A 25,379-nucleotide genomic window follows, 5' to 3' on the forward strand; every position below is an offset into this window, starting at 1 on the left:
CTGAATAAAGTATATATGGAGGGGAGATTATGGAAAGGGCTGTCTCATGAATGTATGAAATAGCCCTTTAGTAGTTTTGCGTTTTTATGCCGAAAAACTGCTTCCGCAACCGCAAGTACTCGTTGCATTTGGGTTGTTAAAGGTAAATCCCCTGGCGTCAAGTCCATTTTTGAAATCGACTTCCATGCCAGCCAAATATAGCCCATGTGCTTTATTCATAAATACCCGGATCCCTTCAATTTCGTATTCCGAATCACCATCTTTCTTTTGGTCAAACCCTAAGATATAACTCATTCCCGAACAGCCTCCACCTTCTACACCTAAGCGTAATCCGAAATCAGACCCCAATTCTTGTTGATCGATTAATTTTTTTAGTTCTGAAACAGCGCCTGAGGTTAATGTTACCGGAGCAGTTGTGATTATATTATCTGTACTCATTTCTTCCCTTTCCTTATGAATAGTTGAACAAAAATACATATTTTTAGCCGTAATATTTGATGCAATAGATTTTTGACAATACGTAAACAATGCGGCTACGTTAAAAATCAAGAAATTATATTTATGAATTATACGGAGTTTTTTGCGCAGTTATTTATTCTGGCTTTTGGTGTATTTGCGGCATTGGTTTTAGCATTTAGGATTATTTGGCCTAAAATCGAGAACTACCTTTTAAAGATTAATGCTATAAATCAAAGTAAGCTTTTGACCAAAGAAAATCTCCAATTACGCTATTCGGCTTATGAACGTTTGATTTTATTGGTTCACCGTATTGCCCCCGAACAGATTATGTTACGTAATCATGACCCACAACTATCGATGAGGCAATTTAAGCAGATACTGATCGCGGAAGTGGAAAGTGAATTTAGCCATAATTTTACCCAACAGCTGTATGTGTCAGATGCCGCCTGGGTGGTGGTCAAAGATTTAAAGGCAAATACTATTTCTCTGTTACGGAATACAGCAAAGGCATTGCCAAAAGATGCGACCTTGGATCAGTTTGTGGGCCTTGTGCTGCAGCATGTAAAGGAATTGGATGTTAATCCGTATGATGCCACTCTGCAGATCTTAAAAAATGAGTTGACTGCTTAAATTCTTTCAATTGTTTGAAGTTTTTTCAAAAGATATTACAGTGATATACATTATTTTTTAGGAATGTCGTATATTTGCGGCTTATTAAGATAATTCTTCAAAATCCTATTTAATATAACTATATATTTAATACAATAATAATGGAAAGAGATCAGGCCATATTTAATCTTATAGCTGAAGAGCTAAAACGTCAAGAAGAAGGTATTGAATTAATCGCTTCTGAAAACTTTGTAAGCAAGCAAGTAATGGAAGCTGCCGGTTCGGTATTAACAAACAAGTACGCAGAAGGTCTTCCGGGAAAGCGTTACTATGGTGGATGTGAGGTAGTTGATGTAATTGAAACTATCGCTATTGATCGTGCAAAACAGCTTTTCGGAGCGGAGTGGGTGAATGTTCAACCTCACTCAGGAGCGCAGGCTAATGCTGCTGTATTCTTGGCTATTTTAAAACCTGGGGATAAGATTTTAGGTTTTGACCTTTCTCATGGCGGACACTTGACGCATGGTTCTCCGGCAAATTTTTCCGGAAAGCTATACCAACCTTTGTTTTACGGTGTAAAACAAGATACAGGTTTGATCGATTACGAACAATTGGAAGAAACAGCATTAACTGAAAAGCCAAAAGTAATCATCTGTGGGGCCTCTGCATATTCGCGGGATTGGGATTATGCCCGTATCCGTGCCGTTGCGGATAAAATAGGTGCTTTGGTTGTGGCTGATATTTCTCATCCCGCTGGTTTGATTGCTCGTGGATTATTGAATGATCCGATTCCACATTGTCATATCGTTACGACTACTACACATAAGACGCTACGTGGCCCACGTGGAGGTATGATTATGGTAGGAAAGGATTTTGAAAACCCGTGGGGAATTAAGACACCAAAAGGCGAACTACGTACAATTACACAATTGTTGGATTTGGCTGTGTTCCCAGGTACCCAAGGAGGTCCATTAGAACATACCATTGCTGCCAAAGCGATAGCTTATGGGGAAGCATTGTCTGATGAATATATGGAATATATTATTCAAGTTAAGAAAAATGCAGCTGCCTTGGCGCAGTTCTTTGTTGAGAAAGATTACAATATTATTTCAGGCGGTACAGATAACCACCTGATGTTGGTGGATCTTCGTAATAAGGATATTTCAGGTAAAGAAGCGGAAGCGGTATTAGGTTTAGCAGGAATTACAACCAACAAAAATATGGTTCCTTTTGATACACGTTCTCCTTTTGTTACATCGGGTGTTCGTTTCGGAACGGCCGCTATTACAAGTAGAGGGATTAAAGAAACCGAAATTATTCAAATTGGTGAATTGATTGATGAAGCATTGTCAAACCGTGGAAATGAAGCCCAATTGGCTACTATTCATGAGAAAGTGAAGGCAATGATGGCGCAATTCCCATTGTACAAATAAAATTAGAGAAATAGTTGACAAAAAAAGCTCCAAAATTAATTTTTGGAGCTTTTTTTGTTGCATAATATTCTAAGTGTGAATTAATGTTAAAAAGGGGGAAGATAGTTTGAAAGGTGGGATTTTTTCATTTGATTTGGGAAGTTAAACAAAAGAACAATTGCCTATTGATATAAAATTACTCTTTTTAAAATTAGTGTGACTCTAACTTAAATTTAGGGAAATTATTATGGAACTATTGAAAAATAAGAGTGATCAGGAGTTGATCCATGCGTATATTAGTGGCAATGAAGCTGGGTTAGAGGTTTTGATTGAGCGGTATAAAAGCAAAATTTATACATCAATATATATTCAGGTTAAAGACGAATATCTTGCAGAAGATATATTTCAGGAAACATTTATAAAAGTCATAAATGTATTAAAAGCTGGACGATATAACGATGAGGGAAAATTTTTGCCCTGGGTAATGCGTATCGCACACAATATGGTTATCGATCACTTTCGTCGCGAAAGGCGTGGTCTCAATGTCGTTAATGCCGATGGTTTTGACATATTTGAAGTTCTCGATTTTGCAGATGAGGATGTGGAAAGCAAAATTGTTCGCACGCAACGCGATGTTGATTTGAAAAAGATTATTCAACTTTTGCCGGATGATCAAAAAGAAGTCTTGATTATGCGTCATTTTTGTGATATGAGCTTTAAAGAAATAGCGGAGATCACGGATGTCAGTATTAATACCGCTTTAGGTAGAATGCGATATGCGTTGAGTAATCTTCGTAAGATTATTGAAGATCATAATATGCTATTGCAAATGGGATAATAAAAAAGCCAGATTTAGAATCTGGCTTTTTTATTGTCTATCGTTTTCCGTTCATTCATTATCCTGTAAGTGCAGCATGAAATCAAGCAGCTCTCCTGAAATCTACAATTTTATAGAAGCAAGTCATAATGTCACAAATCAGCTATTTGTTGCCGATTATTTGTCAGAGCCGAAGTAATTCGATATTTTTAATCCGTTATTTTAACAGGTTTGTTTAAATGGAATGCCATTTGATAATTCTTTGTAAAATCGAATAGTAAGAAAATACAATATTAAAGATATGGGAATTTGGGTTTTATTAATTGGTATTGGGATCATCAGTATGATCGTCCAGTCGAGGTTTAAGAATAAGTTTAAGAAATATTCGGAAATGCCGTTGACTTCAGGAATGTCGGGGGTGGATATCGCCAAAAAGATGCTAAATGATAATGGAATATATGACGTGAATGTTATTTCCGTTGAAGGACAGCTTACTGATCATTATAATCCATCGGACAGAACGGTAAACTTAAGCCCTGAAGTATATCATGGACGTAGTGTAGCTGCTGCTGCCGTAGCGGCTCACGAATGTGGCCACGCTGTGCAGCACGCGAGAGCGTATACCTGGTTGCAGTTTCGTTCTGCAATGGTTCCGATGGTAAATGTTGCTTCTAAGATTGTCTCGTTTACGCTGATGATTGGTGTAATGCTGGCAATTTTTTCAAACAACTTGTTGTTGTTGCAGATAGGAGTAGCTGCATTGGCTGTTACCACAGTTTTTAGTTTCGTTACTCTACCTGTGGAGTTTGATGCCTCTAATCGTGCTTTGGCCTGGTTGAATACGGCAAATGTCACACATAATTCGATGGAACACGACGGAGCAAAAGATGCGTTAAAATGGGCCGCCATGACGTATGTAGTTGCGGCTTTATCTGCTTTGGTTACGCTACTTTATTATGCTAGTATGCTGTTAGGTCGTAGGGATTAATCACGTTTAAAAATATATTAAGCGGTTGTATATTTATATGACCGCTTTTTTTGTGACCTGAATACATTGCTTTCAGGTCAATTTTGTAACTTTGCGTTTTAGTATTAAGAACTTCAATAGATTATGTTTTCAAATCTTCAGGATAAATTAGATAGGGCCTTTAAAGTATTAAAAGGTCAGGGGAATATTACCGAAATCAATGTCGCAGAGACGATGAAGGAAATTCGCAAGGCATTATTGGATGCCGATGTGAATTACAAGACTGCTAAAACATTTACAGACGATGTTAAGCAAAAGGCTTTAGGTCAAAATGTGTTGACGAGTATTTCGCCGGGTCAATTGTTGACCAAGATTATGAGTGACGAGCTGACCGAGTTGATGGGCGGTACAGTTACCGAACTGGATCTTTCGACAAACCCAACCGTTATTTTAATTGCAGGTCTGAATGGTGCCGGTAAAACTACGTTCACAGGTAAGTTAGCTAATTTCCTGAAAGAACAAAAAGGTAAAAAACCGTTGTTGGTGGCAGGTGATGTGTACCGCCCTGCCGCAATCGATCAGTTGCAGGTGTTGGGTAATCAGGTCGGTGTTCCTGTGTATGTGGATCGTGAATCTACCGACCCTATTGCAATCGCTAAAGCTGGGGTTGAAGAAGGTAAAAGAAACGGCAATAATGTCATCATTATAGATACTGCGGGTCGTCTAGCGATTGATGAAGCCTTAATGAACGAGATCACTGCCGTAAAAGAAGTTACGCAACCGAACGAAATTTTATTTGTTGTCGATTCGATGACAGGTCAGGATGCGGTAAATACGGCTAAAACATTTAATGATCGTCTTGACTTTACCGGTGTGGTGTTAACCAAGTTAGATGGTGATACCCGCGGTGGTGCGGCCCTTTCGATAAAATCTGTTGTCAATAAGCCGATCAAGTTTATTGGTACAGGCGAGAAAATGGAAGCGCTGGACGTTTTCCATCCGGATCGTATGGCTTCCCGCATTTTGGGTATGGGTGACGTAGTGTCGTTAGTAGAGCGTGCGCAGCAACAATTTGACGAAAAGGAGGCAGCGGCACTTCAAAAGAAAATCCGAAAAAATAAATTTGATTTTAACGATTTCAGATCCCAAATTCAGCAAATCAAGAAAATGGGTAACATGAAAGATCTTATTGGAATGATTCCGGGAGCAGGGAAGGCGTTAAAAGATGTTGAAATAGAAGATGATGCATTCAAACCAATCGAAGCCATCATAGACTCGATGACACCTTTCGAAAGGGAAAATCCGGATGCGATTGATCAGAAAAGAAGAAGTCGTATTGCTAAAGGATCCGGTACGAATATAGACGAAGTTAATAAATTGCTGAAGCAATTTATGGATATGCGTAAAGTTATGAAGCAAATGTCCAATCCGGCGATGGCAGCGAAAATGATGCGCAATATGCCGAAGATGCCTGGTAAGCCGTTCTAACAACTTTTAAATACAATATAATTTTAAGAAAGCCAAACGTTAGTGTTTGGCTTTTTTATTAAATTGTTTTTTGTTATTTTTGCATGATATGGACGATCATCCCGGGCAGTTATCTGAATATGGTTCTATTCTTCTCATGGGAATAATAGGAATCATATTGGTGTGTGCAACCATTGGGCTGGCAAAATTCATATCTCCTAAACATCCTAATCCTATTAAGCAAAGCACTTACGAATGTGGTGAAGAAACAGTAGGGACTTCATGGGTTCAATTTAATCCGCGTTTTTACGTTATAGCACTTATCTTCTTACTATTTGATGTTGAATTGATATTTGTATTTCCTTGGGCTACGGTCTTCGGAAATCGTGATCTCATAGCAGCAGATTCAAGGTGGGGTTGGTTTACATTGATTGAAATGGCTATTTTCTTAGGTATTTTAATCATTGGTTTGGTGTACGTGTGGCGCCGGGGCGATTTGAACTGGATTAAGCCTATTCATCAAAAGCCGACTATAGATGTAAAAATCCCGTTTTCAGTCTATGATACACTGAACAACCGGGAATATCAGATTAAAGACTATAGGGTGGCAGGGGTCGTAACAGAATCGACATCAGAACAGAAAACTACCGACACTCCGAAGACTTCAGTAGGATTTAAACCACGATTTAAAAAAACGTAAGCTATGGGTGCACAGCAAGAACAGAATAATGGTGTTGTCATTGCTAAGCTCGATGACTTATTAAATTGGGCCCGGCTTTCCTCGATGTGGCCTGTGAGTTTTGGTATTGCTTGTTGTGCGATAGAAATGATGGGAGCAATGGCTGCTACCTATGATTTGGATAGATTAGGAGTGTTTCCTCGCCCCTCACCAAGGCAGGCTGATGTCATGATCATAGCAGGAACGGTTACCTTTAAAATGGCCGAACGTATAAAGCGATTGTACGAACAGATGCCCGAGCCGCGTTACGTAATTTCTATGGGTTCTTGTTCAAATTGTGGAGGGCCTTATTGGCAGCATGGTTACCATGTGGTTAAGGGAGTGGATCGGATTATACCGGTTGATATCTATGTGCAAGGATGTCCACCTAGACCGGAAGCATTGATCGGTGCGTTTTTAGAATTACAAAAGAAAATAGAAACAGAACATATTCTTCAGGAAAAGTATTTCGAAGAAAAGGTTTAAGATAAAATAGTATGGCAAAAGATTTTTACGGAGAGTTGCAATTAGGTATCCTTGGAGGTGGGCAGTTGGGGCGTATGCTGATTCAGGAAGCTATTAATTACAATGTGAATGTACATGTGCTGGATCCAGATAAGAATGCTCCATGTCGTAAATTATGTAATCAATTTGAATGCGGGTCATTGAGCGATTACCAAACCGTTTACAAATTCGGAAAGGGATTGGATATGATCACTATCGAGATTGAAAAAGTCAATGTAGATGCATTGGAAAAATTGGAAGAGGAGGGGGTTCTCGTTTATCCGCAATCTCGTGTTATTCGCCTGATTCAGGATAAAGGGATGCAGAAACAGTTTTTCAAGCAAAATAATATTCCTACTTCGCCCTTTCAGTTGATTTCCAATAAAGAGGCGCTAGCAAATGCCCAACTTCAATTTCCTTATATTCAAAAATTAAGAAAAGACGGATATGATGGAAAAGGTGTAAAGAAAATACTATCCGTAGATGATCTTGATAATGCTTTCGAAGAACCTTCTATTATTGAAGAAATCGTAGATTTTGAGAAAGAGATTGCGGTGATTGTAGCCCGTAACGATAGAGGAGATATCAGTACATTTCCAATGGTCGAAATGGAATTTAATCCACAGGCCAATCTGGTTGAATTTTTGATTTCTCCATCGACTTATAGCTTCGAAATTCAACAGCAGGCCGAAGATATTGCAAAGAAAATAGCCAACGACTTGCAGATTGTAGGTTTGTTAGCTGTTGAGATGTTCTTGACAAAAACAGGAGAAATATTGGTGAATGAATTGGCTCCACGGCCCCATAATTCAGGGCATCAAACTATAGAAGGGAATTTTACCTCTCAGTTTGGTCAACATCTTCGGGCTATTTTCAATTTACCGTTAGGTAATACTGCAGCACGCACTAATGCTGTCATGATCAATTTACTTGGCGAAGATAATTATGAAGGCTTAGCTGTGTATGAAGGTGTAGAAGAAGTATTGGCGATGGATGGCGTATATGTACACCTGTATGGTAAAAAATACACCAAGCCATTTCGTAAAATGGGACACGTTTGTATTGTGAGTGATGACCGTGAAACGGCTATAGTAAATGCACGCAAGATTCAGGAAATATTAAAAGTAATCGCATAAGATGAGCGCAAATATACAAGTAGGAATTATCATGGGAAGCAAGTCTGATCTTCCTATTATGCAGGATGCTGTAAATGTATTAAAACAGCTTGGAGTAGGTTTTGAAGTGACAATTGTTTCGGCACACCGTACACCACAGCGGATGTTTGACTATGCTGAACAAGCTGCGGACAGAGGTTTAAAAGTGATCATTGCAGGAGCGGGAGGAGCGGCGCATTTACCCGGTATGGTGGCATCAATCACCCATTTACCTGTAATTGGCGTACCTGTCAAATCTTCTAATTCCATAGACGGTTGGGATTCTGTCTTGTCGATACTACAGATGCCAAACGGTATCCCTGTTGCAACGGTAGCACTTAACGCTGCAAAGAATGCAGGAATTCTAGCGGCTCAGATTATTGGAACAAATGATGATTCTATCGCTAAAAATATATTGGCTTTCAAAAAAGACTTAAAGGAGACTGTCGAAAAGACGGCATCTGAGGTCGAAAAAATGAAATTTTAAATAGAAAAGGAGCTTCTAAAAGCTCCTTTTCTATTTTGTTAAGAATTTTTGTACGTATTCGTAGCTCTTCTTTATACTTTCAAATTTATTGGGGATATAAATATCATCTTGTTCTACAAAGGCAAATTGTAATCCTGATTGGTTTGCACTCTGTACAATATTAGGATAGTCTATCGTTCCTGTTCCCACTTCGGTATAGCGTACATTCGATTGCATCAGGCTATCAAACGGTAGTTTGTCGAATGCGTCGCCAACAATATTCGTTGTGTAATTTTTATCCATATCTTTCACATGCCATAGGGAGAAACGTCCCGGATATTTCTCGAAATAGCTTTGCGCACTGATGCCAGCTTTTTCAATCCAAAAGATATCCAGTTCAAAGTCTACTAGTTCAGGTTCTGTAAAAGCAATCAAGATATCTAAACCTTTTGTGCCATTGGCAAAATTTCTGAATTCCCAAAAATGGTTGTGATATCCCATTTTGATACCAGCCTTTTTGGACATCTCACCAGCTTTATTTAATTGCTCGGCTGCATATTGATAGTCGGATACCGATAGATTATTTAGGTCATCCATCGGCGTTACCGGGGCAATGATATACTTTTGTCCTAACTCGTGTGCGATCTCAATATATCTTTCAATGCTCTCTTTGTCGCTGTGTTTTTTATCAAGGTATCTTGATAAATCGTAATGTCCACTATGAGATTTGAGATTGTTATCTTTCAAAATATTTTTTAGATCGGCAATAGGTAGCCCCCAAAAGCAATTTTCTGCAGTATCTACACCGTAAGTTTCGACATGTTTGTATCCTATCCTTGCAACAGTTTCTAATACAAGTTTGGGATCTTCGTTGATAAGATCTCGAAGTGTAAACAATTGTAATCCTATATCGTGGAAGGGAGAGTCTCCAGTGTTGCTGTTATTAGTACAGGCAGACAACAGCTGTGTACCTAAAAAAGCTGAAGTCAGTCCTATCCCTGTTTTTTTTATAAAATCTCTTCTTGATTTGTCCATATGTATATAATCTGGTTGCAGCAGCAGTGCCTTCCCACAGTAGATAAGAGGAAGGCAGGTTACAAAGACTAAATTTATAAAAAAAATGCCACAAAAAAAGGATTCCCGAAAGAATCCTTTTTTTATTGTTATAAAAGCATCGACTTAAACCGTCATGATATCTTTTTCTTTTAATTCAGCTAGTTGATCTACTTTTGCAATGTAGACATCGGTCAATTTTTGAACTTCACCTTCTCCTACTTTAATCTCATCTTCTGAAGCACCATCATTTTTTAGTTTTTTGATGGATTCGTTGGCATCTTTACGGATGTTACGTACAGCTACCCTACCTTTTTCAGCTTCTTCTTTTGCTTTTTTTACGAGGTCACGTCTTCTCTCTTCCGTCAACGGAGGTACGACCAAACGTATTACAGAACCATCGTTTTGCGGATTTAGACCAATGTTAGAATCAATGATGGCTTTTTCGATCGCACCCATGATCGTCTTTTCCCAAGGTTGAATCACTAATGTGCGAGCATCGGTCGTGTTAATATTTGCAACTTGAGAAAGAGGTGTGGGTGAACCGTAATAGTCTACACTAATACCGTCCAGCATAGAAGGTGTAGCTTTTCCTGCGCGGATTTTTGTAAGTTCTGATTCGGTATGGGTTACTGCTTTAAGCATGCTTTCTTTGCAGTCGTCCAATTCTAGTGATATCAGTTCGTTCATATCTTTGAGTATTTATTCGTTAGCTAACTATAGTTCCAATGTGTTCACCAGAAGCTAATTTTTTCAAATTGCCCGGTTTATTCATGTCAAATACAATAATAGGAAGATTGTTTTCCTGGCATAAAGTAAATGCAGTCATATCCATTACATTAAGCCCTTTTTCATACACTTCGGTAAATGAGATGGTATCAAAGCGTTTGGCATTCGGATCTTTCTCCGGATCTGCAGTATAGATGCCGTCTACACGTGTTCCTTTCAATACAGCATCGGCATTAATCTCAATGGCACGTAGAGAGGCTGCGGTATCTGTTGTGAAATAAGGGTTACCTGTGCCGGCACCGAATATCACCACTCTACCTTTTTCTAAATGTCTAACTGCTCTTCTACGGATGAATGGTTCACAAATTTGTTCCATTTTGATCGCCGTTAACAAGCGCGTCTTTAATCCTACTTTTTCTAAAGCATCCTGAAGCGCCATGCTATTGATAACCGTTGCAAGCATTCCCATGTAGTCTGCTTGTACACGATCCATGCCGGATTTTTCTGCGCTTAAACCGCGATAGATATTACCTCCGCCAATAACGATGGCTATCTCCAGTCCCTGATCGTGAATTTCTTTAATATCGCGAGCGTATTGTGCGACTCTGTTGATGTCAATGCCATAGCTTTGCTCCCCCATAAGAGCTTCACCGCTGAGTTTAAGTAGGATACGTTTATATTTCATGTATATTCTTTTTTGGAATCTTTCCAAAAGCCAAAGATATGATTTTTTTTTATCCGATAAGATAGCAGGGCGTTATTTGTTCCTGTTTTTTACGCTTTCAATGGTCTGTCGATAATAGTTTTCATAATCAGGAAGGATCTTGCTGATCTCAAAATCTTTAGCACGCTTGAATGCTGCAGCCTTAAATTCCGCTAATCGTCCACAGTCTTCAAGGATGTATATAGCGTTTTTAGCCATTTCATCTACATTGCGAACATCGCTCAAAAATCCGGTTACACCCTGCACATTCAGTTCGGGCAGTCCCCCGGCATTAGATGAGATGACAGGAACACTGCAAGCCATCGCTTCTAGCGCAGCAAGGCCGAAGCTTTCGGAACCGGATGGAATCAAGAACAGATCTGAAACGGATAGGATCTCTTCGATAGCGTCTTGTTTTCCTAAAAAACGCACACTGTTGGCAATACCCAATTGTCTGGATAGTTCTTCTGCATTGCTCCGTTCAGGACCATCTCCCACCATAAGTAATTTGCTGGGTATTTTTTGATTGACCAGATGGAATATGCGTATCACGTCATCGGTATTTTTAACCTGTCGAAAATTGGACGTATGTACTAATATACGTTCATCATCCGGGGCAATAGCTTTTTTAAAATGCTCCCGTTTTTTGTTGTAAAAGCGGTTAAGATCAATGAAGTTGGGTATGACCTGAATAGGTCTTGTGATGTCAAAAAAGGATAATGTCTCTTCTCTAAGGCTTTCCGAAACAGTTGTGACGCCATCAGACTCATTGATAGAGAAGGTAACTACGGGCTTAAAGCTTTTGTCTCTACCTACAAGGGTAATATCTGTTCCGTGTAAGGTCGTTACAACGGGGATATCAATGCCGTATGTTTTTAAAATTTGTTTCGCCAGATAGGCCGCGGAAGCGTGAGGAATGGCGTAATGGACATGTAAGATGTCTAATTTTTCAAAACGCACCACATCCACCAGTTTGCTTGCTAAAGCGGATTCATAGGGAGGGAAGTCGAACAACGGGTATTGGGAAACGGCTACTTCGTGGTAATATAAGTTTTCGGAAAAGAAATCCAACCGTGCCGGTTGGCTATACGTGATAAAGTGTATCTGATGTCCGTTGGATGCCAGTGCTTTGCCTAATTCGGTAGCGACTACACCACTACCACCAAAAGTTGGATAGCAAACTATGCCTATTCTCATCTATTTATTTTTAATGGTTGATGAAAACTAGATGTAAATAGCCTGTGTGTCATTCCATTTACATCTCATTTCATTCAAATACATATTTTTTAGTTTATAAACTAAAGACTTGTTTCTTATAGATTATAAATTTGCTACAAATAAAGGATTATTTATGCAACAGTATACCAAATAAATTGCCATAATTGTGCAAAATTTTAGAGTTTACCACGGCATATACCATTGACTCTTGGATATATCTTATATCCAAATTGTATTGATCAGATTGTTGGCGATATCCGAAGCAATCGTCCGCATCGGAGGATAAAGTGAGCTATTTAGTCTGCCGATTTGATTCGAGAAGGTGGCTGTTTTTTCGGTACTGAAACATGCCAAGACTAAATAGTTTTCATAATTTTGCATTATGATATATAAGGATGAGGTGGTTACAGAATTAACTTTCAAGACTTCCCGATCGAGTGGGCCGGGTGGGCAGAACGTGAATAAAGTCGAGTCTAAAGTTACTGCGATATGGCATGTGGAGGAATCTCAATTACTTTCTGATGTCGAAAAAAACACTATTAAACAACGATTGGTCCACCGGATAAATGCATTGGGTATGCTAATTGTAGATTCGTCCGAGACTAGAAGCCAGTTGGAAAATAAAGAACTCGCCGTAGAGAAATTGATGTATTTGATTAATAATGCACTCAGACCGGTGAAAAAACGTATACCGACCAAGATATCCAAGGCAAAAGTGTTAGAACGTCTGGACCGTAAAAAAAAGCAGGCAACTAAGAAGAAAGATAGAAAGTGGAGATTGGAGTAAAGGATTTACTGAGATACTATATTGAAATAGGGGGGTAAATCCGGTCAAAATTTCAATAGGGAAGCTTTTTTAGGTGAGCTTATACTCACCGTTAGGTATAACGAATCGTAAACCTATACTACACTTTAGGGAAAGCTTATCTGGAGTTCTGAGATAGCTGTAGGAGAGCCAGAGGGGTTATGTGATATGATTTTTCATACGACTAAGCTCCAATTGAAGTTGCGCAATACGATTTAACAAATGTTGGACAACGTCGATCCCCTGTAAATTTAATTCCAGATCGTAGTGCCACGTGGAATACTGTTCCAGTTGAGTAAGTTGTTCTTCATATATAAATTCTTCTTCTTCTACAGAAACAAGTTCTATCAGGCCATTTTCATGCAGATCCCGGACAAACGTGCTTTCTATCCTACAGGATCGACAGACATCTATTATTTTAACCAGTGTTCTTTCCATGATGTTATGTTCTTAAATCGCTCAATTGCCGGAATAGATTTTTCTCCTCCTCACTGAGGTTCTTCGGGTTTTTGATATTTATCTCTGCATATAAATCGCCAAATTTCCCCTCCTGTTTATACAGGGGGAAGCCTTTCTCTTTGAGCCGGATTTTGGTTCCATTTTGTGTTTCAGGTTTTATTTTCACATTGATCTGCCCATGTAGCGAATTTACTAGGGCATTACCACCCAATAAGGCGGTATATAAATCGAGTTCCAGCTTAGTGTATAGATCATCTCCTTTACGTTGGAATCTTGGATCTGCGGCAATGGTAAATGTGATGTAAAGATCTCCTTTGGGACCACCATTAACTCCGGCAGTTCCCTGACCTTTTAGACGTATTTTCTGTCCATTTTGGACACCTGCCGGAATAGTGATACGGATGTTTTTTCCGTTTACGGTGAAGGTACGCTGATGTGTAACCGAGGCCTCTTTCAACGTGAGGTTTACTTCGGCATTCAGATCCTGTCCACGGAAAGCACTTTTGCGTCCACCCCCAAAACGGGAACCAAACATCTGTTCAAAGAAATCAGAATATTCTCCAGTATCGTAATTGCCACTATAGTCAAAGTCGAATCCTGCGAACGGATTCTTCGTACCACCCCGTCCCTGATGCGAATACTGCTGCTGGGCTTTTTGGTATTCTTCTCCATGTTTCCAATGTTCACCATATTGGTCATATTTCTTCCGCTTCTCTAGATCCGTAAGTACTTCGTTTGCCTCGTTTATTTCCTGAAATTTTTTCTTGGCATCATCATCATTTGGATTCAGATCGGGATGGTATTTACGAGCCAGCTTTCGATAAGCCTTTTTGATATCATCCTGTGAAGCCGATTTGTCTAAGCCGAGTACCTTATAATAATCTAAGAATGCCATAGTTTATGTGTAGACTAATGTTTGAAAAACAATACAGATTACTTTTTGTTTGATTGTAGCCGGAAACGTATAAACGCCTCTGCAGACAAGCAGAGGCGTTTACGAAGTAAGAATCAACTTTTAATTTATTCTTTGTTGCTATCGACCGCTAATCGTTGTGAGCGGTTGGCAATTTCCCAGGTGATATGGAATACCAGTTTCTCTCGTTTTACCATCATCGGGAAATCAATTTTATCCACGGTGTCATTTGGTGTATGATAATCCGGATGTAATCCTGAAAAGAAAAAAGCGGAAGGGATTCCTTTTTGTGCAAAGTTGTAATGATCTGATCGGTAGTACAAGCGCATGGGATCTTTTGGATCATCATAAGTGAAATCAATCTCCATCTGTGTGTATTCTTTATTCGAGGCTTCGGTGATCTGTTTCAATTCCGAGCTTAGTTTATCAGTGCCTATTGCATGGATATAGTTGTGATTTCCGGCTAGGTGCTTGTCATCGATACGACCAATCATATCCAAGTTGAGGCAAGCTACTGTATTGGCTAGTGGCAATATAGGATTTTCTGTATAGTATTTCGATCCCAAAAGTCCTTTTTCTTCTGCCGCAAGTCCGATGAATAAGATACTCCTCCTTGGTCCGTTACCTTCTTTTTTAGCTTGGGAGAAAGCTCTTGCCAACTCCAGTACACCCACTGTTCCTGACCCATTGTCATCGGCTCCCGGAAAAATTGTACCATCAGGAAGAATTCCGTCGTGATCGTAATGCCCCGAAATAACGATAATTTCGTCTTTTAGATCTGAACCTTCTAATAATCCCAAAACGTTGGGATCACTTAATTTTTCGACCTTCACACCCATAGTAGCCAAGAAAGAGGTGTTAATCCGTACCGCGGAAGGGTTGAAGGATCTGTTAGCTTCTTCTTTGAATTTTTTGACAGAAGTATTTGCTTTTGCCAGCAATTTATCTGCTGTAGCTACTGAAATGTTTATAACGGGAACAGCTTGTGTGATATTTCTGTTTGTATTACTTCCATCGTCTAGCATAACACGTCCGCCAGTTAATCGACCTTTCATTTCCGCTAGCATTTCTGCTACTTGAGAACTTGTAGAAAATATGGCTGCCGGTTGTAGTTTTGTTAATTCCTGAATTCTTTTAAAACGGCTTGAAGACCATTCTGATTTATTATTTTCCTTGGTGATAAGGGATTTGCCCGTTTCGTCGGTTGGTTCGCTTTCGTTAATGAGCAAGACTATTTTTCCTTTTACATCTATTCCGCTAAGCTCGTTGTAATTTGCATGCTGGATACCATAACCGACAAAAATGATTTCGTTTGCGGAGAAATCTTGAATATCATGATCTGCCTGTACATAGAAATCTTTTCCGTTTATCCAGGTTTCGCCGTCAATGCTGAAATTTTCGACCTGATAAGCGATTTGTTGTAAGGCTACAGGTTGATAAAACGAACCATTGACGGGAGCTGCAAGCTCATAGGATTTGAATTCATTCGCGATATATTCAGCGGCTTTTCTTCCTCCTTCCTGTCCCGTACCACGGCCTTCAAATTCAACAGAACTCAAGGTAGTCAAGTGCTTTCTGGAGCTTTCTGCCGTAATTAGATCCGCATATTTTTGCTGTGTATTTTGTGCGATACTACAACTGTACAGTGCAGGAATGATGAATAAAAGAGAAAACAGTCTTTTCATATCTTTTGACATCAAGAACAAGAAATTTTATTCACCCGATTGGCATGTCTTCCACCTTCAAAATCTGTCGTAAGGAAAGCTTTTACAATTTCTTTTGCTAAATCAAGATCAATAAAACGAGCTGGAATACAAATGATATTAGCATCATTATGCAAGCGGGCCAAAACGGAAATTTCTTTTTGCCAAGCTATAGCTGCACGTACGCCTTGATGCTTATTGGCTGTGATAGCTACACCATTCGCACTGCCACAGATCAGAATGCCAAATTGACTTTTCCCATCTTCTACGCTGGATGATACGGGATGTGCAAAATCTGGATAATCCACAGAATCTGCCGTTGCGGGACCAAAATCTTCTACATCATGTCCTAATTCTTTCAATACATCAACAAGGGGTGCTTTGTAATCAAATCCTGCATGATCGCTTCCAATGGCTATTTTCATGATATTTATTGTGTTAATTGTTATAAAATTCTTTTTCTTTCAATTCCTTTTTTCGGAGTACATTCGCTGAAACCATGATACTTATTTCATATAGAATGAACATCGGCGCACTTACTGTTAATAGCGTGATCACATCTGCGGTAGGCGTAATGATAGCTGCTATTACTAAGATAATGACAATAGCATAACGTCTGCTCGCACGCATAAATTGCGGTGTCATCAATCCTAATTTGGATAGGATAAAAATCAAAATCGGCAACAAAAATACCACCCCACACCCCAAGGTCAATGTGGCGATAGTTGATAGATACGAATCGATTGTAATTTGGTTGGTTATTTCTGTACTTAAGGAAATATTAGCTAGAAAGTTGACCGAAAGAGGCACTACGATATAATAACCGAATAACGCTCCTATAACAAACAATAACGTTGCGTAGAAAACGAATCCGCTGGCTGATCTTCTTTCGATGTCGGTAAGGGCTGGTTTCACAAAAAGCCAAACTTCAAATAGTAGATAGGGAAACCCCAAAGCCACGGCCATTAATAAACAGGAATTGATTTGTAGCATAAATTGACCTGCGAGCTCGGTATTAATAATATTAAAAGGAATGTGTTCTACACAAAAGCCGTCTAAGTTTAGTAGAGCTCCTAATTTGCACATCATTCTGTATGTCCAAAAGTCAAGATTCTTGGGCCCCATAATGATGTCGTTGAAGACAAAATCGTAAAATGTGAACGCTAGAATTGCAAAAACGGTGATAGCGACCACGGATCGGATAATGTGCCAACGAAGTACCTCTATATGTTCAAAAAAGGACATCTCTGCTTCGATGTTTTTTCCTTTATCTTTTATTGCGTCTATTAATTTTTTACTACTTGACATGTTTACATTCTATGGATAACAAAAATACCATTCTTTGACATAAGAATGGTATTTTTTAATGGGAAAACAAAATTTTTACGCTTAATCTTCGTCGGGATAAGCTGTCAAATCGAACGTTTCCATGAATTTTGTTGTGAAATTACCCGCTCTAAAGTTTGGATCGCGCATAAGTCTCAGGTGCAAAGGAATAGTGGTCTTTACGCCTTCAATAACAAACTCGCTGAGTGCACGTTCCATCGTATTGATCGCCTCTTCACGTGTTTGTGCAACACAGATCAGTTTCGCAATCATAGAATCGTAATTCGAGGGGATAGTATATCCTGCATATACGTGGGTATCTATACGTACACCATGTCCGCCAGGCGAGTGGAAATTTGTAATTTTACCCGGAGAAGGGCGGAAATTGTTAAATGGATCTTCGGCATTGATACGGCACTCAATCGCATGCATGGTAGGCTCATAGCTTTTTCCTGAAATAGGAATACCAGCAGCGACTTTAATCTGTTCTTTGATTAAATCGAAGTTGATGACTTCTTCTGTAACGGGATGCTCTACTTGAATACGTGTATTCATTTCCATAAAGTAGAAGTTACGGTGCTTATCTACCAAAAATTCGATAGTACCGGCGCCTTCGTAATTTACGGCTTGTGCTCCTTTTATAGCAGCCTCTCCCATACGTGCACGTAAATCTGGCGTGATGAAAGGGGAAGGGGCTTCTTCAACAAGCTTTTGATGGCGACGTTGGATAGAACAATCTCTTTCAGATAGATGACACACTTTGCCATATTGATCTCCAATTACCTGTATTTCAATGTGACGTGGATCTTCAACGAATTTTTCGAGGTAAATTCCATCGTTTCCAAATGCTGCTCCTGCTTCTTGACGAGCCGAATCCCAAGCGGGTTCAAATTCTTCATCTTTCCATACGATACGCATGCCACGTCCACCACCTCCGGCAGTAGCTTTTAGAATTACGGGGTATCCGATTTCATTTGCAGTAATAATACCAGTCTTTACGTCAGGAACTAACCCTTCCGATCCTGGGATGGTAGGTACTCCTGCTAACTTCATGGTCTCCTTTGCAGAAGATTTATCACCCATTCTTTCAATCTGTTCAGCGGTAGCACCAATGAACTTAATGCCATATTCGGCACAGATAGCAGAAAATTTAGCATTTTCAGATAAAAATCCGTAGCCTGGATGGATTGCATCTGCATTTGTTAATTCTGCAGCTGCAATAATATTGGGGATATTTAGATAAGAATCTTTACTCGCTGGAGGGCCGATACATACGGCTTCATCCGCGAAGCGAACATGAAGACTGTCTCTATCGGCAGTGGAATATACCGCTACACTTTTGATACCCATCTCGCGGCAGGTGCGGATGATACGTAGGGCAATTTCTCCTCTATTAGCTATTAATATTTTTTTAAACATAAGGAATAAATGAGGTAACCTATTGACGAATTACTTCGTGTAACTAAATTTAGTTGATAATAAATGCAACTAATATTATCTTGGATCAACTAAAAATAAAGGTTGATCGTATTCAACAGGTTCTGCATCGTTGATTAAAATCTTGACGATTTTTCCAGAAACTTCAGATTCAATTTCGTTAAATAACTTCATTGCTTCTACAATGCACAACACTTTACCCGGCGAAATTTCGTCACCTACGTTCACAAAAACTCCTTTATCTGGTCCTGGTGAACGATAAAATGTACCAATCATTGGAGACTTTATGGTAATAAAGTTTGCTTCTTCATTAACGGCTGTTGCCGCTGTTGGAGCTGGAGCACTAACAGCCGTTGGTGCTGCTGCTACGGGCGGTGCCGCTACAACGGGAGCTGCGGTCGGAATTGAAGCCGTTACATACGTAGGCTCTTGATTGGTTTTTATTGTTATCTTGAAATCCTTTTCTTCAATTGATACTTCATTCACACCTGATTTTGATACAAATTTGATCAGGTCTTGAATTTGTTTGATATCCATACTCATATTGGAAGGGTTTGATTTAATGTTTTCTATAAAATTAGCTCTTAAACTTAGATAAATTTGTTTTTATATACAAATTATTCATCAATGTTCGTTTTTATGGCATGAATGAGCGCTAGGCGGTTTATCGCTTTACCTTCGGCGAGCTCGCAGGCTCGGTTCTTCTCTGCCTTTAAAAAATAAATTATTGAGGAAATATAATAAAAAAGATTGGCTTAATAAGCCCATTTTAAATAAACTGATCCCCAGGTGAATCCTCCACCAAAAGCAGCTAATATTAAATTGTCTCCTTTTTTTAATTTATCTTCCCATTCCCATAAACACATGGGAATAGTGGCACTTGTTGTATTTCCGTATTTATGGATATTTACCATTACTTTTTCTTCAGGTAAACCGGCACGCTCTGCCGTCGCATCAATGATGCGTTTATTTGCTTGATGTGGTACTAACCAAGCTACATCTTCAGAAGTTAAGTTGTTTCGTTCCATTACTTCGGCAGCAACATCGGCCATATTTGTAACAGCGAACTTGAATACGGTACGACCTTCTTGGTAGGCATAGTGCAGTCCGGCTTCAACGGTTTGATGTGAGGCAGGGTATAACGAGCCTCCGCCTTTTATGTTAAGAAACTGTCCGCCGGAACCATCTGTTTTTAAAAGTGAATCTTGAAAGCCATTACCTTCGGTATCTGGTTCCAATAGCACGACACCACAGCCATCCCCAAATAAAATGCAGGTATTACGGTCCGTATAATTTACAACGGAAGACATTTTATCAGCACCTACCACAAGGACCTTCTTATGTTTACCCGATTCGATGAATTGTGCTCCTGTAGTTAATCCGAATAGAAAACCAGAACAGGCTGCTTGCAAATCGTAGCCCCAGGCATTTTTTGCACCTATTTTGTCGGCTAAAATATTGGCTGTAGCAGGGAAAAGCATGTCGGGAGTACTGGTGCAGAAAATGATTAATTCAATCTCTTCTGCTGAGATCCCTCTTTTTTCCAACAATCCTTTTACTGCCGGAACAGCTAAATCAGAGGTGGCTAAGCCTTCTCCTTTTAAAATACGACGTTCTTTGATGCCTGTGCGACTGACAATCCATTCGTCATTCGTTTCTACCATTGATTCCAACTCTTTGTTGGTCAGGATATAATCAGGTACATAACCATTTACAGCGGTAATAGCCGCATGAACTTTAGACATATATTTTTAATTGAATGCAGACTTGATCTTATCAATAAATTTTGATACAATCATGTCTTTTGATAGTAATACCATATTTTTAATAGCCTCAGGAGTAGAGATGCCGTGCCCTATTATTACGGGTGCATTTACACCTAATACCGGGCTTCCCCCATATTGCTCATAGTTGAACCTATCAAAAAAATCATCTTTAATTCCCTTTTTTAAGGTCACTACATAAAATGATTCAGCAAGTTTTAAAACGACATTGCCTGTATAGCCATCACATACATAAACATCTGCATGATCGGTAAAGAGGTCTCTACCTTCTGCATTGCCTATGAAATTGATTTTGGAATTTGTTTTAAGTAGTGGATAGGTTGAAATTGTTAAATTGTTGCCTTTTTCTTCTTCTTCACCAATGTTTAGAAGACCTACTTTTGGATTTTGCACACCGTACACATATTCGGAGTAAAGACTTCCCAGAATGGCAAATTGATTTAACATTTCGGGTTTGCAATCTGCATTGGCTCCTACATCAAGTAAAATGCCGAAACCGCTTTTTAATTTTGGTACATTCGTCGCAATAGCAGGACGCATTACTCCGGGTATAGTTTTTATACTGAACATTGATCCAACGAGCATCGCACCGGTATTACCGGCTGAGGCAAAGGAATCTATCTTACCTTCTTTCAGGTACTCAAAGCCTCTTGATATGCTTGAATTTGGCTTCTGCGAGATTGCTTTTGTAGGATGTTCGTGCATGGAGATGACCTCCGGAGCGTGTACATAATCAAATAAAGATGAATCTGCTCCAGTCTCTTCAATACGCTTTTTGATGTCAGCCTCGTCGCCGAACAACACAATATGTTGGTCTTTATCGAGTGATTTTTGCGCTTCTATAGCGCCTAATATTGTAGCATTAGGGGCATAATCTCCTCCTAATACGTCTAAACCAATCCTCATTCGTTATTATTTATCTAAATCAATAATACGCAAAAAACATCCCAAAGTAAAGCATAAAATTCAAATTTTACGTTTATTTGGGATGTTTAATTTTTAAAGATATACTTTAGACAACTGCAGTATTTTCAATAATTAATTTACCGTTGTAGTATAAATTGCCATCTACAGTATACGCACGGTGAGGTAAGTGAACTGCTCCAGTTTCTTTACACACTGTTAATGTAGGTGCTTCTGCCTTATAATGTGTTCTTCTCTTGTCTCTTCTCGATTTCGAAGTCTTACGCTTTGGATGTGCCATCTCGTATTTTGTTTTTTAATTGTTCTTAATATTCTTTAATGCTGCCCAACGTGGGTCTATTTTCTCTTCTTCACTTGATGATTCTTCTTCCTGTTGGTTGCTGTTGTTGATTTTTGACAACATTTCTGCATCACAAGTAAGATTTATGCTTTGCTCACTACACTTCGCGTAATAGGGGACCCTGACATTAATGTATTCGTATAAAAGACCTGCAATATCCAATTCATAATCTGTCTTAGATAGTACAAGTACTTCCTCCGTGTCGTTATCCCATTCTTCATTTACAAACTTGACTATCAAACGCTCGTTAAATTGTAGCGGAGAGTCAAACTCATTAAGGCAAACATCACATGTTAGTTTTATCGTTCCCTCGATACTAAAGGTGACTATTAACATGGTTTCCTGTTTCTGTAATTGAACCAGGGCTTTTAACTTGCCATTTTTTACTAATGAATGCGCGTAGCAGTCAAAGAACTTATCATCTATTTCAAACTCAAAATCGTGCTTTCCCGCAGTCAAGCCTGAAAAAGGTATTCTATATTGTTTTAGATACTTCACAATCTTGTATTTGAGCCTGCAAAATTAATCTTTTTAACTATACTTTGCAATTTTTTATGAAAATACTTTTTTAGCCTTCTTCACCATAGTATTTGGTGCCCAATTCTATTTTCTCCCGGCCATTTGCCATTCGCCATTTATTGGTGTCGCGGAGCGAGTAGGCACAGCCGCAATACTCCTGCATGTAAAACTTCTCCCTTTTGCTAATCTCCAGCATGCGTGCAGCCCCCCCTTTTTTGCGCCAGTTGAATGTCCAGTAATCCATATTAGGATACTGGGATGCTGCGCGAAGCCCACAATCATTGATCTGTTCCATGTTTTTCCAACGTGAAATGCCCAACGAACTCGATATGACATCGAATCCATTCGCTGCCGCATACTCCGCTGTTTTCTCAAAACGCATATCAAAGCACATGGTGCAACGAATGCCTCGCTCAGGCTCGTGCTCCATGCCCTTCGCTAGATCAAACCAATTGTCTACATCATAATCTGCATCAATGAATGGAATATTATGTTTTTCTGCAAAGCGAATGTTTTCATCTTTACGGATATCATATTCTTTACGCGGATGGATATTTGGATTGTAAAAATAGATTGTAAAATCAATATTCGAGGAAATCAATGCTTCCATTACTTCTCCTGCACAAGGGGCGCAACAGGAGTGTAAAAGTAGTTTTTTGCCAGCATTTGGGAGACTTAGTGTTTCCCGTGTCAGTTCGTTATTGCTATCCATGGTTTTTATTTCAGATGTTACAATTTTAAGTAAATACGATGATATTTTAAAACATAATATAAACTTGTGGCGTTATTATTGCTTTTTTCGTTTAAATCGCATGTACATAAAACTAAATTACGAATTGTGTTTTTTTTGCTATTCGGTTTTAGTGAATGCAAAGCATTTTATCTAAGTTTGTAACACTAATAAATACGAATCATTATAATGAATAGATATATATATGTAATAGTATTATTGATCTCCCTGATTTGTGTCAGCAGCTGTCAACGTGACGATGACGAACCAATTAAGGCCCTTAAGCCTATTTCAAGGTTATATGTTTCTACCTCTGAATATGAGGATAACTCGACCACGACTGCGTTGAGTAATGTTTTCGTTGTGACACCTGCCGATTCAGCGGATTTTAAAGTAGACCCACTATCTACTTTTTCGTCTGCGGCTAAAGGAGGAAGAATAATACATTTTAGCCCCTTTGCTAGGAGTATTTTCCAGAGCAGTATGAATTCGTCTGCATATCAGGATACGTCGATTTATGTGATGAATGTAAGTGATAAGGGGGTGATATCAAATGGTAACGTAATTGGGAATCGGAGATTCAATAATGTGCGGGGATTGTGGTATTATGTTCATACTGTCGCCGGAAATACAACAGGAGTCACTGATAATTATTTGTTGATAACCAATTTAGGCGCGGACACGATAAGTCTGTTTGTCATTGATCAGCCTAAAAATAAAAGAAACTTTACGCTACCGAAGTATGAACTAAGATTAGACTATCGCCCATGGGGTATTCAAATGGAGTCCTCAGATCTGTTGCTTGCAAAAACCGGAAATAATGGGGGAGTAGTTGTTTATAAGGATTTTCCTTCATCATTTGGTGTGGATACCTTGTTGAATGTCAACCCCTCTTACGAATTAAGCGTTAGCGGAGCGAATAATATTAGGGGAATATCGTATTCTAAACATAAGGATATATTAGCACTTACGGATTACACGGGTAATTCTGTGGGCGATGGTCGTATTTTTATCTTTGAAAATTTCTCGCAGTATACCAGTTCGGGAACAATCGTACCAACGCGTATCATTACAGGGGTTAACACGAAGCTTCAACAGCCACTAGACGTTGCAATAGATACACGTGAGGGTGATAGTGATGACAATTTGTTTATTTATGTAGTGGATGCCGGCCCTGATACGAAAAATGTCTTACGGTTTAAGTTGCAGGATCAGGGGAATGTCGCTCCGGATCAAATACTCGAAGGGCTGGGAGGGAAGACGCCGCGATCTATTTCGCTTGATGCCCGAGGAGTGAACCGGCTTTAATTTTCTTCTAGGATTTGAAGCAAAAGGCTTATCTCGTCTTTTTTTTCTGTATTCCCTTGATTCTCATAGGCAGTCATTAAATTACGTAAGAATCGTTTTACGATGGCTAAGTTGGAACATGGCAAGATATAGTCATCTGATGGGGGAAGGTTGAGTTGTTTAAGGAAAGAAAAGATGTCTTCCTGTTTCATGATTTGTCCCCTATTGAAGACGTTGATATAAAACAGCGGTATGTTTTCAGTGTCATTATCGACGTACGCAACCACAAAATGTTTAGGTAGATTTATTCCGTAAATCGGAATATCTAGCTTCTGAGCAACGATCGCATAAATGCAGGATAATGTGATTGGATTGCCCCTCTTGGATTCTAATACTTTATGGATAAAAGAGTTTTGTGGATCGTGGTAATTCGTTGTATTGCCGGATAGTCCAAACTCCCTAAATAAGATGTTATTTAATAGTTTTACTTTCTCAATTGGGCTCATATCATACATGAGATGGTACCAGGCATTTCTGCGCAATTCCGCAATCTGAAAGTGTACGATGTCTTCATCAAGAGCGGGGTATTGATATCGGTTGATGATAAGTAATCCTTCTAATAAATCATCACTGTTACTTATTTTCCATAGTTGGAGTTCATGTTTTATCTGATCAAATTGAATCCGATGTATAATGTTCTCGATCCGCGTTTGTGACAGCACGTCAAACGATGCTTCCCAGGATTCTTCCAAAAGAGGTATAACTTCCGGGCCACAAGTCACAAGATGCTGCTCAACCTGACTGAATATTTCACTGTCAGGATCGTCTAGTAAAGAAATCAACGCCTTTAGTTCCTTCTCCTTCATAGTCGAATTT

General features: G+C 39.2%; 29 protein-coding genes. 11 read left to right on the forward strand and 18 right to left on the reverse strand.

Features of this window, described 5'->3' with window-relative positions:
• Nucleotides 1-84: 84 nt before the first annotated feature.
• Complete coding sequence (locus E4F24_RS04620; protein WP_140937620.1) at nt 85-438, reverse strand: HesB/IscA family protein; 354 nt, start codon at nt 436-438, stop codon at nt 85-87.
• A gap of 123 nt (nt 439-561) precedes the next feature.
• Between E4F24_RS04620 and E4F24_RS04625 the strand changes: the two genes are divergently transcribed.
• The 9 genes from E4F24_RS04625 (at nt 562) to purE (ending at nt 8,594) form a co-directional block, all read left to right on the forward strand.
• Nucleotides 562-1,089, forward strand: a complete 528-nt coding sequence (locus tag E4F24_RS04625; RefSeq protein ID WP_140937496.1) for a DUF7935 family protein — start codon at nt 562-564, stop codon at nt 1,087-1,089.
• Nucleotides 1,090-1,229: 140 nt separating this feature from the next.
• The gene (locus E4F24_RS04630) at nt 1,230-2,501 is read left to right on the forward strand and encodes a serine hydroxymethyltransferase (protein ID WP_140937497.1); all 1,272 of its coding nucleotides are present in this window, start codon (nt 1,230-1,232) and stop codon (nt 2,499-2,501) included.
• Nucleotides 2,502-2,727: 226 nt separating this feature from the next.
• Nucleotides 2,728-3,318 carry an RNA polymerase sigma factor gene (locus E4F24_RS04635; RefSeq protein ID WP_140937498.1) on the forward strand — a complete coding sequence of 197 codons (591 nt, stop codon included), beginning with the start codon at nt 2,728-2,730 and terminating at the stop codon, nt 3,316-3,318.
• 280 nt (nt 3,319-3,598) lie between these two features.
• A complete protein-coding gene (locus E4F24_RS04640) occupies nt 3,599-4,285 on the forward strand; it encodes a zinc metallopeptidase (protein WP_140937499.1) in 687 nt (228 codons plus the stop codon).
• 123 nt (nt 4,286-4,408) lie between these two features.
• On the forward strand, nt 4,409-5,752 hold the full coding sequence (gene ffh / locus E4F24_RS04645; RefSeq protein WP_140937500.1) for a signal recognition particle protein: 1,344 nt from the start codon (nt 4,409-4,411) through the stop codon (nt 5,750-5,752).
• An 88-nt stretch (nt 5,753-5,840) separates the two neighbouring features.
• Nucleotides 5,841-6,431, forward strand: a complete 591-nt coding sequence (locus E4F24_RS04650; RefSeq protein WP_140937501.1) for an NADH-quinone oxidoreductase subunit A — start codon at nt 5,841-5,843, stop codon at nt 6,429-6,431.
• Nucleotides 6,432-6,434: 3 nt separating this feature from the next.
• Nucleotides 6,435-6,935 carry an NADH-quinone oxidoreductase subunit B gene (locus tag E4F24_RS04655; protein WP_140937502.1) on the forward strand — a complete coding sequence of 167 codons (501 nt, stop codon included), beginning with the start codon at nt 6,435-6,437 and terminating at the stop codon, nt 6,933-6,935.
• 11 nt (nt 6,936-6,946) lie between these two features.
• Nucleotides 6,947-8,089 (forward strand): 5-(carboxyamino)imidazole ribonucleotide synthase, encoded by a 1,143-nt coding sequence (locus E4F24_RS04660; RefSeq protein ID WP_140937503.1) that lies wholly within the window; start codon nt 6,947-6,949, stop codon nt 8,087-8,089.
• A gap of 1 nt (nt 8,090) precedes the next feature.
• A complete protein-coding gene (gene purE, locus E4F24_RS04665; RefSeq protein WP_140937504.1) occupies nt 8,091-8,594 on the forward strand; it encodes a 5-(carboxyamino)imidazole ribonucleotide mutase in 504 nt (167 codons plus the stop codon).
• Between the two features lie 30 nt (nt 8,595-8,624).
• Here purE and E4F24_RS04670 read toward each other — a convergent pair whose 3' ends face one another.
• The 4 genes from E4F24_RS04670 to bshA all read right to left on the reverse strand — a co-directional run bounded on the left by E4F24_RS04670 (nt 8,625) and on the right by bshA (nt 12,255).
• Entirely contained in the window at nt 8,625-9,608 is a 984-nt protein-coding gene (locus tag E4F24_RS04670; protein WP_140937505.1) for a sugar phosphate isomerase/epimerase family protein, read from the reverse strand.
• 144 nt (nt 9,609-9,752) lie between these two features.
• Nucleotides 9,753-10,316 carry a ribosome recycling factor gene (gene frr / locus E4F24_RS04675; RefSeq protein ID WP_136900902.1) on the reverse strand — a complete coding sequence of 188 codons (564 nt, stop codon included), beginning with the start codon at nt 10,314-10,316 and terminating at the stop codon, nt 9,753-9,755.
• A gap of 19 nt (nt 10,317-10,335) precedes the next feature.
• Nucleotides 10,336-11,040 carry a UMP kinase gene (pyrH, locus tag E4F24_RS04680; RefSeq protein WP_140937506.1) on the reverse strand — a complete coding sequence of 235 codons (705 nt, stop codon included), beginning with the start codon at nt 11,038-11,040 and terminating at the stop codon, nt 10,336-10,338.
• 72 nt (nt 11,041-11,112) lie between these two features.
• Nucleotides 11,113-12,255 (reverse strand): N-acetyl-alpha-D-glucosaminyl L-malate synthase BshA, encoded by a 1,143-nt coding sequence (bshA, locus tag E4F24_RS04685; RefSeq protein ID WP_140937507.1) that lies wholly within the window; start codon nt 12,253-12,255, stop codon nt 11,113-11,115.
• 403 nt (nt 12,256-12,658) lie between these two features.
• Here bshA and arfB point away from each other — a divergent pair, with 403 nt between their 5' ends.
• A complete protein-coding gene (gene arfB, locus E4F24_RS04690) occupies nt 12,659-13,063 on the forward strand; it encodes an alternative ribosome rescue aminoacyl-tRNA hydrolase ArfB (protein WP_140937508.1) in 405 nt (134 codons plus the stop codon).
• Nucleotides 13,064-13,240: 177 nt separating this feature from the next.
• On the opposite strand, the gene E4F24_RS04695 is transcribed toward arfB, so the two are convergent.
• The 12 genes from E4F24_RS04695 to E4F24_RS04750 form a co-directional block, all read right to left on the reverse strand.
• A complete protein-coding gene (locus E4F24_RS04695) occupies nt 13,241-13,519 on the reverse strand; it encodes a chaperone modulator CbpM (RefSeq protein WP_140937509.1) in 279 nt (92 codons plus the stop codon).
• Nucleotides 13,520-13,523: 4 nt separating this feature from the next.
• Nucleotides 13,524-14,435 carry a DnaJ C-terminal domain-containing protein gene (locus E4F24_RS04700; RefSeq protein ID WP_140937510.1) on the reverse strand — a complete coding sequence of 304 codons (912 nt, stop codon included), beginning with the start codon at nt 14,433-14,435 and terminating at the stop codon, nt 13,524-13,526.
• Between the two features lie 125 nt (nt 14,436-14,560).
• Nucleotides 14,561-16,150, reverse strand: coding sequence for a M28 family peptidase (locus tag E4F24_RS04705; protein WP_235891147.1), 1,590 nt, complete (start codon nt 16,148-16,150; stop codon nt 14,561-14,563).
• A complete protein-coding gene (gene rpiB, locus E4F24_RS04710) occupies nt 16,150-16,581 on the reverse strand; it encodes a ribose 5-phosphate isomerase B (protein ID WP_140937511.1) in 432 nt (143 codons plus the stop codon). The genes E4F24_RS04705 and rpiB overlap by 1 nt, the downstream gene beginning before the upstream one ends.
• Before the next feature lie 13 nt (nt 16,582-16,594).
• On the reverse strand, nt 16,595-17,464 hold the full coding sequence (gene tatC / locus E4F24_RS04715; protein ID WP_140937512.1) for a twin-arginine translocase subunit TatC: 870 nt from the start codon (nt 17,462-17,464) through the stop codon (nt 16,595-16,597).
• Between the two features lie 81 nt (nt 17,465-17,545).
• Complete coding sequence (gene accC, locus E4F24_RS04720) at nt 17,546-18,901, reverse strand: acetyl-CoA carboxylase biotin carboxylase subunit (protein WP_140937513.1); 1,356 nt, start codon at nt 18,899-18,901, stop codon at nt 17,546-17,548.
• Between the two features lie 75 nt (nt 18,902-18,976).
• Nucleotides 18,977-19,462, reverse strand: coding sequence for an acetyl-CoA carboxylase biotin carboxyl carrier protein (gene accB / locus E4F24_RS04725; RefSeq protein WP_140937514.1), 486 nt, complete (start codon nt 19,460-19,462; stop codon nt 18,977-18,979).
• 212 nt (nt 19,463-19,674) lie between these two features.
• Nucleotides 19,675-20,664: a beta-ketoacyl-ACP synthase III gene (locus tag E4F24_RS04730; protein ID WP_140937515.1), complete on the reverse strand. Its 990-nt coding sequence runs from the start codon at nt 20,662-20,664 to the stop codon at nt 19,675-19,677.
• 6 nt (nt 20,665-20,670) lie between these two features.
• Nucleotides 20,671-21,609, reverse strand: coding sequence for a phosphate acyltransferase PlsX (plsX, locus tag E4F24_RS04735; protein WP_140937516.1), 939 nt, complete (start codon nt 21,607-21,609; stop codon nt 20,671-20,673).
• A 106-nt stretch (nt 21,610-21,715) separates the two neighbouring features.
• The gene (gene rpmF / locus E4F24_RS04740; protein ID WP_136819611.1) at nt 21,716-21,907 is read right to left on the reverse strand and encodes a 50S ribosomal protein L32; all 192 of its coding nucleotides are present in this window, start codon (nt 21,905-21,907) and stop codon (nt 21,716-21,718) included.
• Nucleotides 21,908-21,922: 15 nt separating this feature from the next.
• Nucleotides 21,923-22,465: a YceD family protein gene (locus E4F24_RS04745; RefSeq protein ID WP_140937517.1), complete on the reverse strand. Its 543-nt coding sequence runs from the start codon at nt 22,463-22,465 to the stop codon at nt 21,923-21,925.
• A gap of 70 nt (nt 22,466-22,535) precedes the next feature.
• Nucleotides 22,536-23,198, reverse strand: coding sequence for an epoxyqueuosine reductase QueH (locus E4F24_RS04750; protein WP_140937518.1), 663 nt, complete (start codon nt 23,196-23,198; stop codon nt 22,536-22,538).
• A 207-nt stretch (nt 23,199-23,405) separates the two neighbouring features.
• Between E4F24_RS04750 and E4F24_RS04755 the strand changes: the two genes are divergently transcribed.
• On the forward strand, nt 23,406-24,524 hold the full coding sequence (locus E4F24_RS04755; RefSeq protein WP_140937519.1) for a hypothetical protein: 1,119 nt from the start codon (nt 23,406-23,408) through the stop codon (nt 24,522-24,524).
• Here the strand turns inward: E4F24_RS04755 and E4F24_RS04760 are convergent.
• Entirely contained in the window at nt 24,521-25,369 is an 849-nt protein-coding gene (locus E4F24_RS04760; RefSeq protein ID WP_140937520.1) for a transglutaminase-like domain-containing protein, read from the reverse strand. The genes E4F24_RS04755 and E4F24_RS04760 overlap by 4 nt on opposite strands.
• Between the last annotated feature and the right edge of the window lie 10 nt (nt 25,370-25,379).

This window comes from Sphingobacterium lumbrici (genome assembly GCF_006476045.1).
Lineage (GTDB): Bacteria > Bacteroidota > Bacteroidia > Sphingobacteriales > Sphingobacteriaceae > Sphingobacterium > Sphingobacterium lumbrici.

Bases quoted from the DNA above. Each gene is read 5' to 3' on its own strand.
- E4F24_RS04620 (WP_140937620.1), bottom strand. From the start codon at position 438: ATGAGTACAGATAATATAATCACAACTGCTCCGGTAACATTAACCTCA.
- E4F24_RS04630 (WP_140937497.1), top strand. From the start codon at position 1,230: ATGGAAAGAGATCAGGCCATATTTAATCTTATAGCTGAAGAGCTAAAA.
- rpmF (WP_136819611.1), bottom strand. From the start codon at position 21,907: ATGGCACATCCAAAGCGTAAGACTTCGAAATCGAGAAGAGACAAGAGA.
- E4F24_RS04695 (WP_140937509.1), bottom strand. From the start codon at position 13,519: ATGGAAAGAACACTGGTTAAAATAATAGATGTCTGTCGATCCTGTAGG.
- frr (WP_136900902.1), bottom strand. From the start codon at position 10,316: ATGAACGAACTGATATCACTAGAATTGGACGACTGCAAAGAAAGCATG.
- accC (WP_140937513.1), bottom strand. From the start codon at position 18,901: ATGTTTAAAAAAATATTAATAGCTAATAGAGGAGAAATTGCCCTACGT.
- E4F24_RS04705 (WP_235891147.1), bottom strand. From the start codon at position 16,150: ATGTCAAAAGATATGAAAAGACTGTTTTCTCTTTTATTCATCATTCCT.
- purE (WP_140937504.1), top strand. From the start codon at position 8,091: ATGAGCGCAAATATACAAGTAGGAATTATCATGGGAAGCAAGTCTGAT.
- E4F24_RS04625 (WP_140937496.1), top strand. From the start codon at position 562: ATGAATTATACGGAGTTTTTTGCGCAGTTATTTATTCTGGCTTTTGGT.
- E4F24_RS04640 (WP_140937499.1), top strand. From the start codon at position 3,599: ATGGGAATTTGGGTTTTATTAATTGGTATTGGGATCATCAGTATGATC.
- arfB (WP_140937508.1), top strand. From the start codon at position 12,659: ATGATATATAAGGATGAGGTGGTTACAGAATTAACTTTCAAGACTTCC.
- E4F24_RS04750 (WP_140937518.1), bottom strand. From the start codon at position 23,198: ATGGATAGCAATAACGAACTGACACGGGAAACACTAAGTCTCCCAAAT.
- E4F24_RS04760 (WP_140937520.1), bottom strand. From the start codon at position 25,369: ATGAAGGAGAAGGAACTAAAGGCGTTGATTTCTTTACTAGACGATCCT.
- E4F24_RS04755 (WP_140937519.1), top strand. From the start codon at position 23,406: ATGAATAGATATATATATGTAATAGTATTATTGATCTCCCTGATTTGT.
- tatC (WP_140937512.1), bottom strand. From the start codon at position 17,464: ATGTCAAGTAGTAAAAAATTAATAGACGCAATAAAAGATAAAGGAAAA.
- E4F24_RS04670 (WP_140937505.1), bottom strand. From the start codon at position 9,608: ATGGACAAATCAAGAAGAGATTTTATAAAAAAAACAGGGATAGGACTG.
- E4F24_RS04730 (WP_140937515.1), bottom strand. From the start codon at position 20,664: ATGTCTAAAGTTCATGCGGCTATTACCGCTGTAAATGGTTATGTACCT.
- E4F24_RS04635 (WP_140937498.1), top strand. From the start codon at position 2,728: ATGGAACTATTGAAAAATAAGAGTGATCAGGAGTTGATCCATGCGTAT.
- rpiB (WP_140937511.1), bottom strand. From the start codon at position 16,581: ATGAAAATAGCCATTGGAAGCGATCATGCAGGATTTGATTACAAAGCA.
- ffh (WP_140937500.1), top strand. From the start codon at position 4,409: ATGTTTTCAAATCTTCAGGATAAATTAGATAGGGCCTTTAAAGTATTA.
- E4F24_RS04700 (WP_140937510.1), bottom strand. From the start codon at position 14,435: ATGGCATTCTTAGATTATTATAAGGTACTCGGCTTAGACAAATCGGCT.
- plsX (WP_140937516.1), bottom strand. From the start codon at position 21,609: ATGAGGATTGGTTTAGACGTATTAGGAGGAGATTATGCCCCTAATGCT.
- E4F24_RS04655 (WP_140937502.1), top strand. From the start codon at position 6,435: ATGGGTGCACAGCAAGAACAGAATAATGGTGTTGTCATTGCTAAGCTC.
- E4F24_RS04660 (WP_140937503.1), top strand. From the start codon at position 6,947: ATGGCAAAAGATTTTTACGGAGAGTTGCAATTAGGTATCCTTGGAGGT.
- pyrH (WP_140937506.1), bottom strand. From the start codon at position 11,040: ATGAAATATAAACGTATCCTACTTAAACTCAGCGGTGAAGCTCTTATG.
- bshA (WP_140937507.1), bottom strand. From the start codon at position 12,255: ATGAGAATAGGCATAGTTTGCTATCCAACTTTTGGTGGTAGTGGTGTA.
- E4F24_RS04650 (WP_140937501.1), top strand. From the start codon at position 5,841: ATGGACGATCATCCCGGGCAGTTATCTGAATATGGTTCTATTCTTCTC.
- accB (WP_140937514.1), bottom strand. From the start codon at position 19,462: ATGAGTATGGATATCAAACAAATTCAAGACCTGATCAAATTTGTATCA.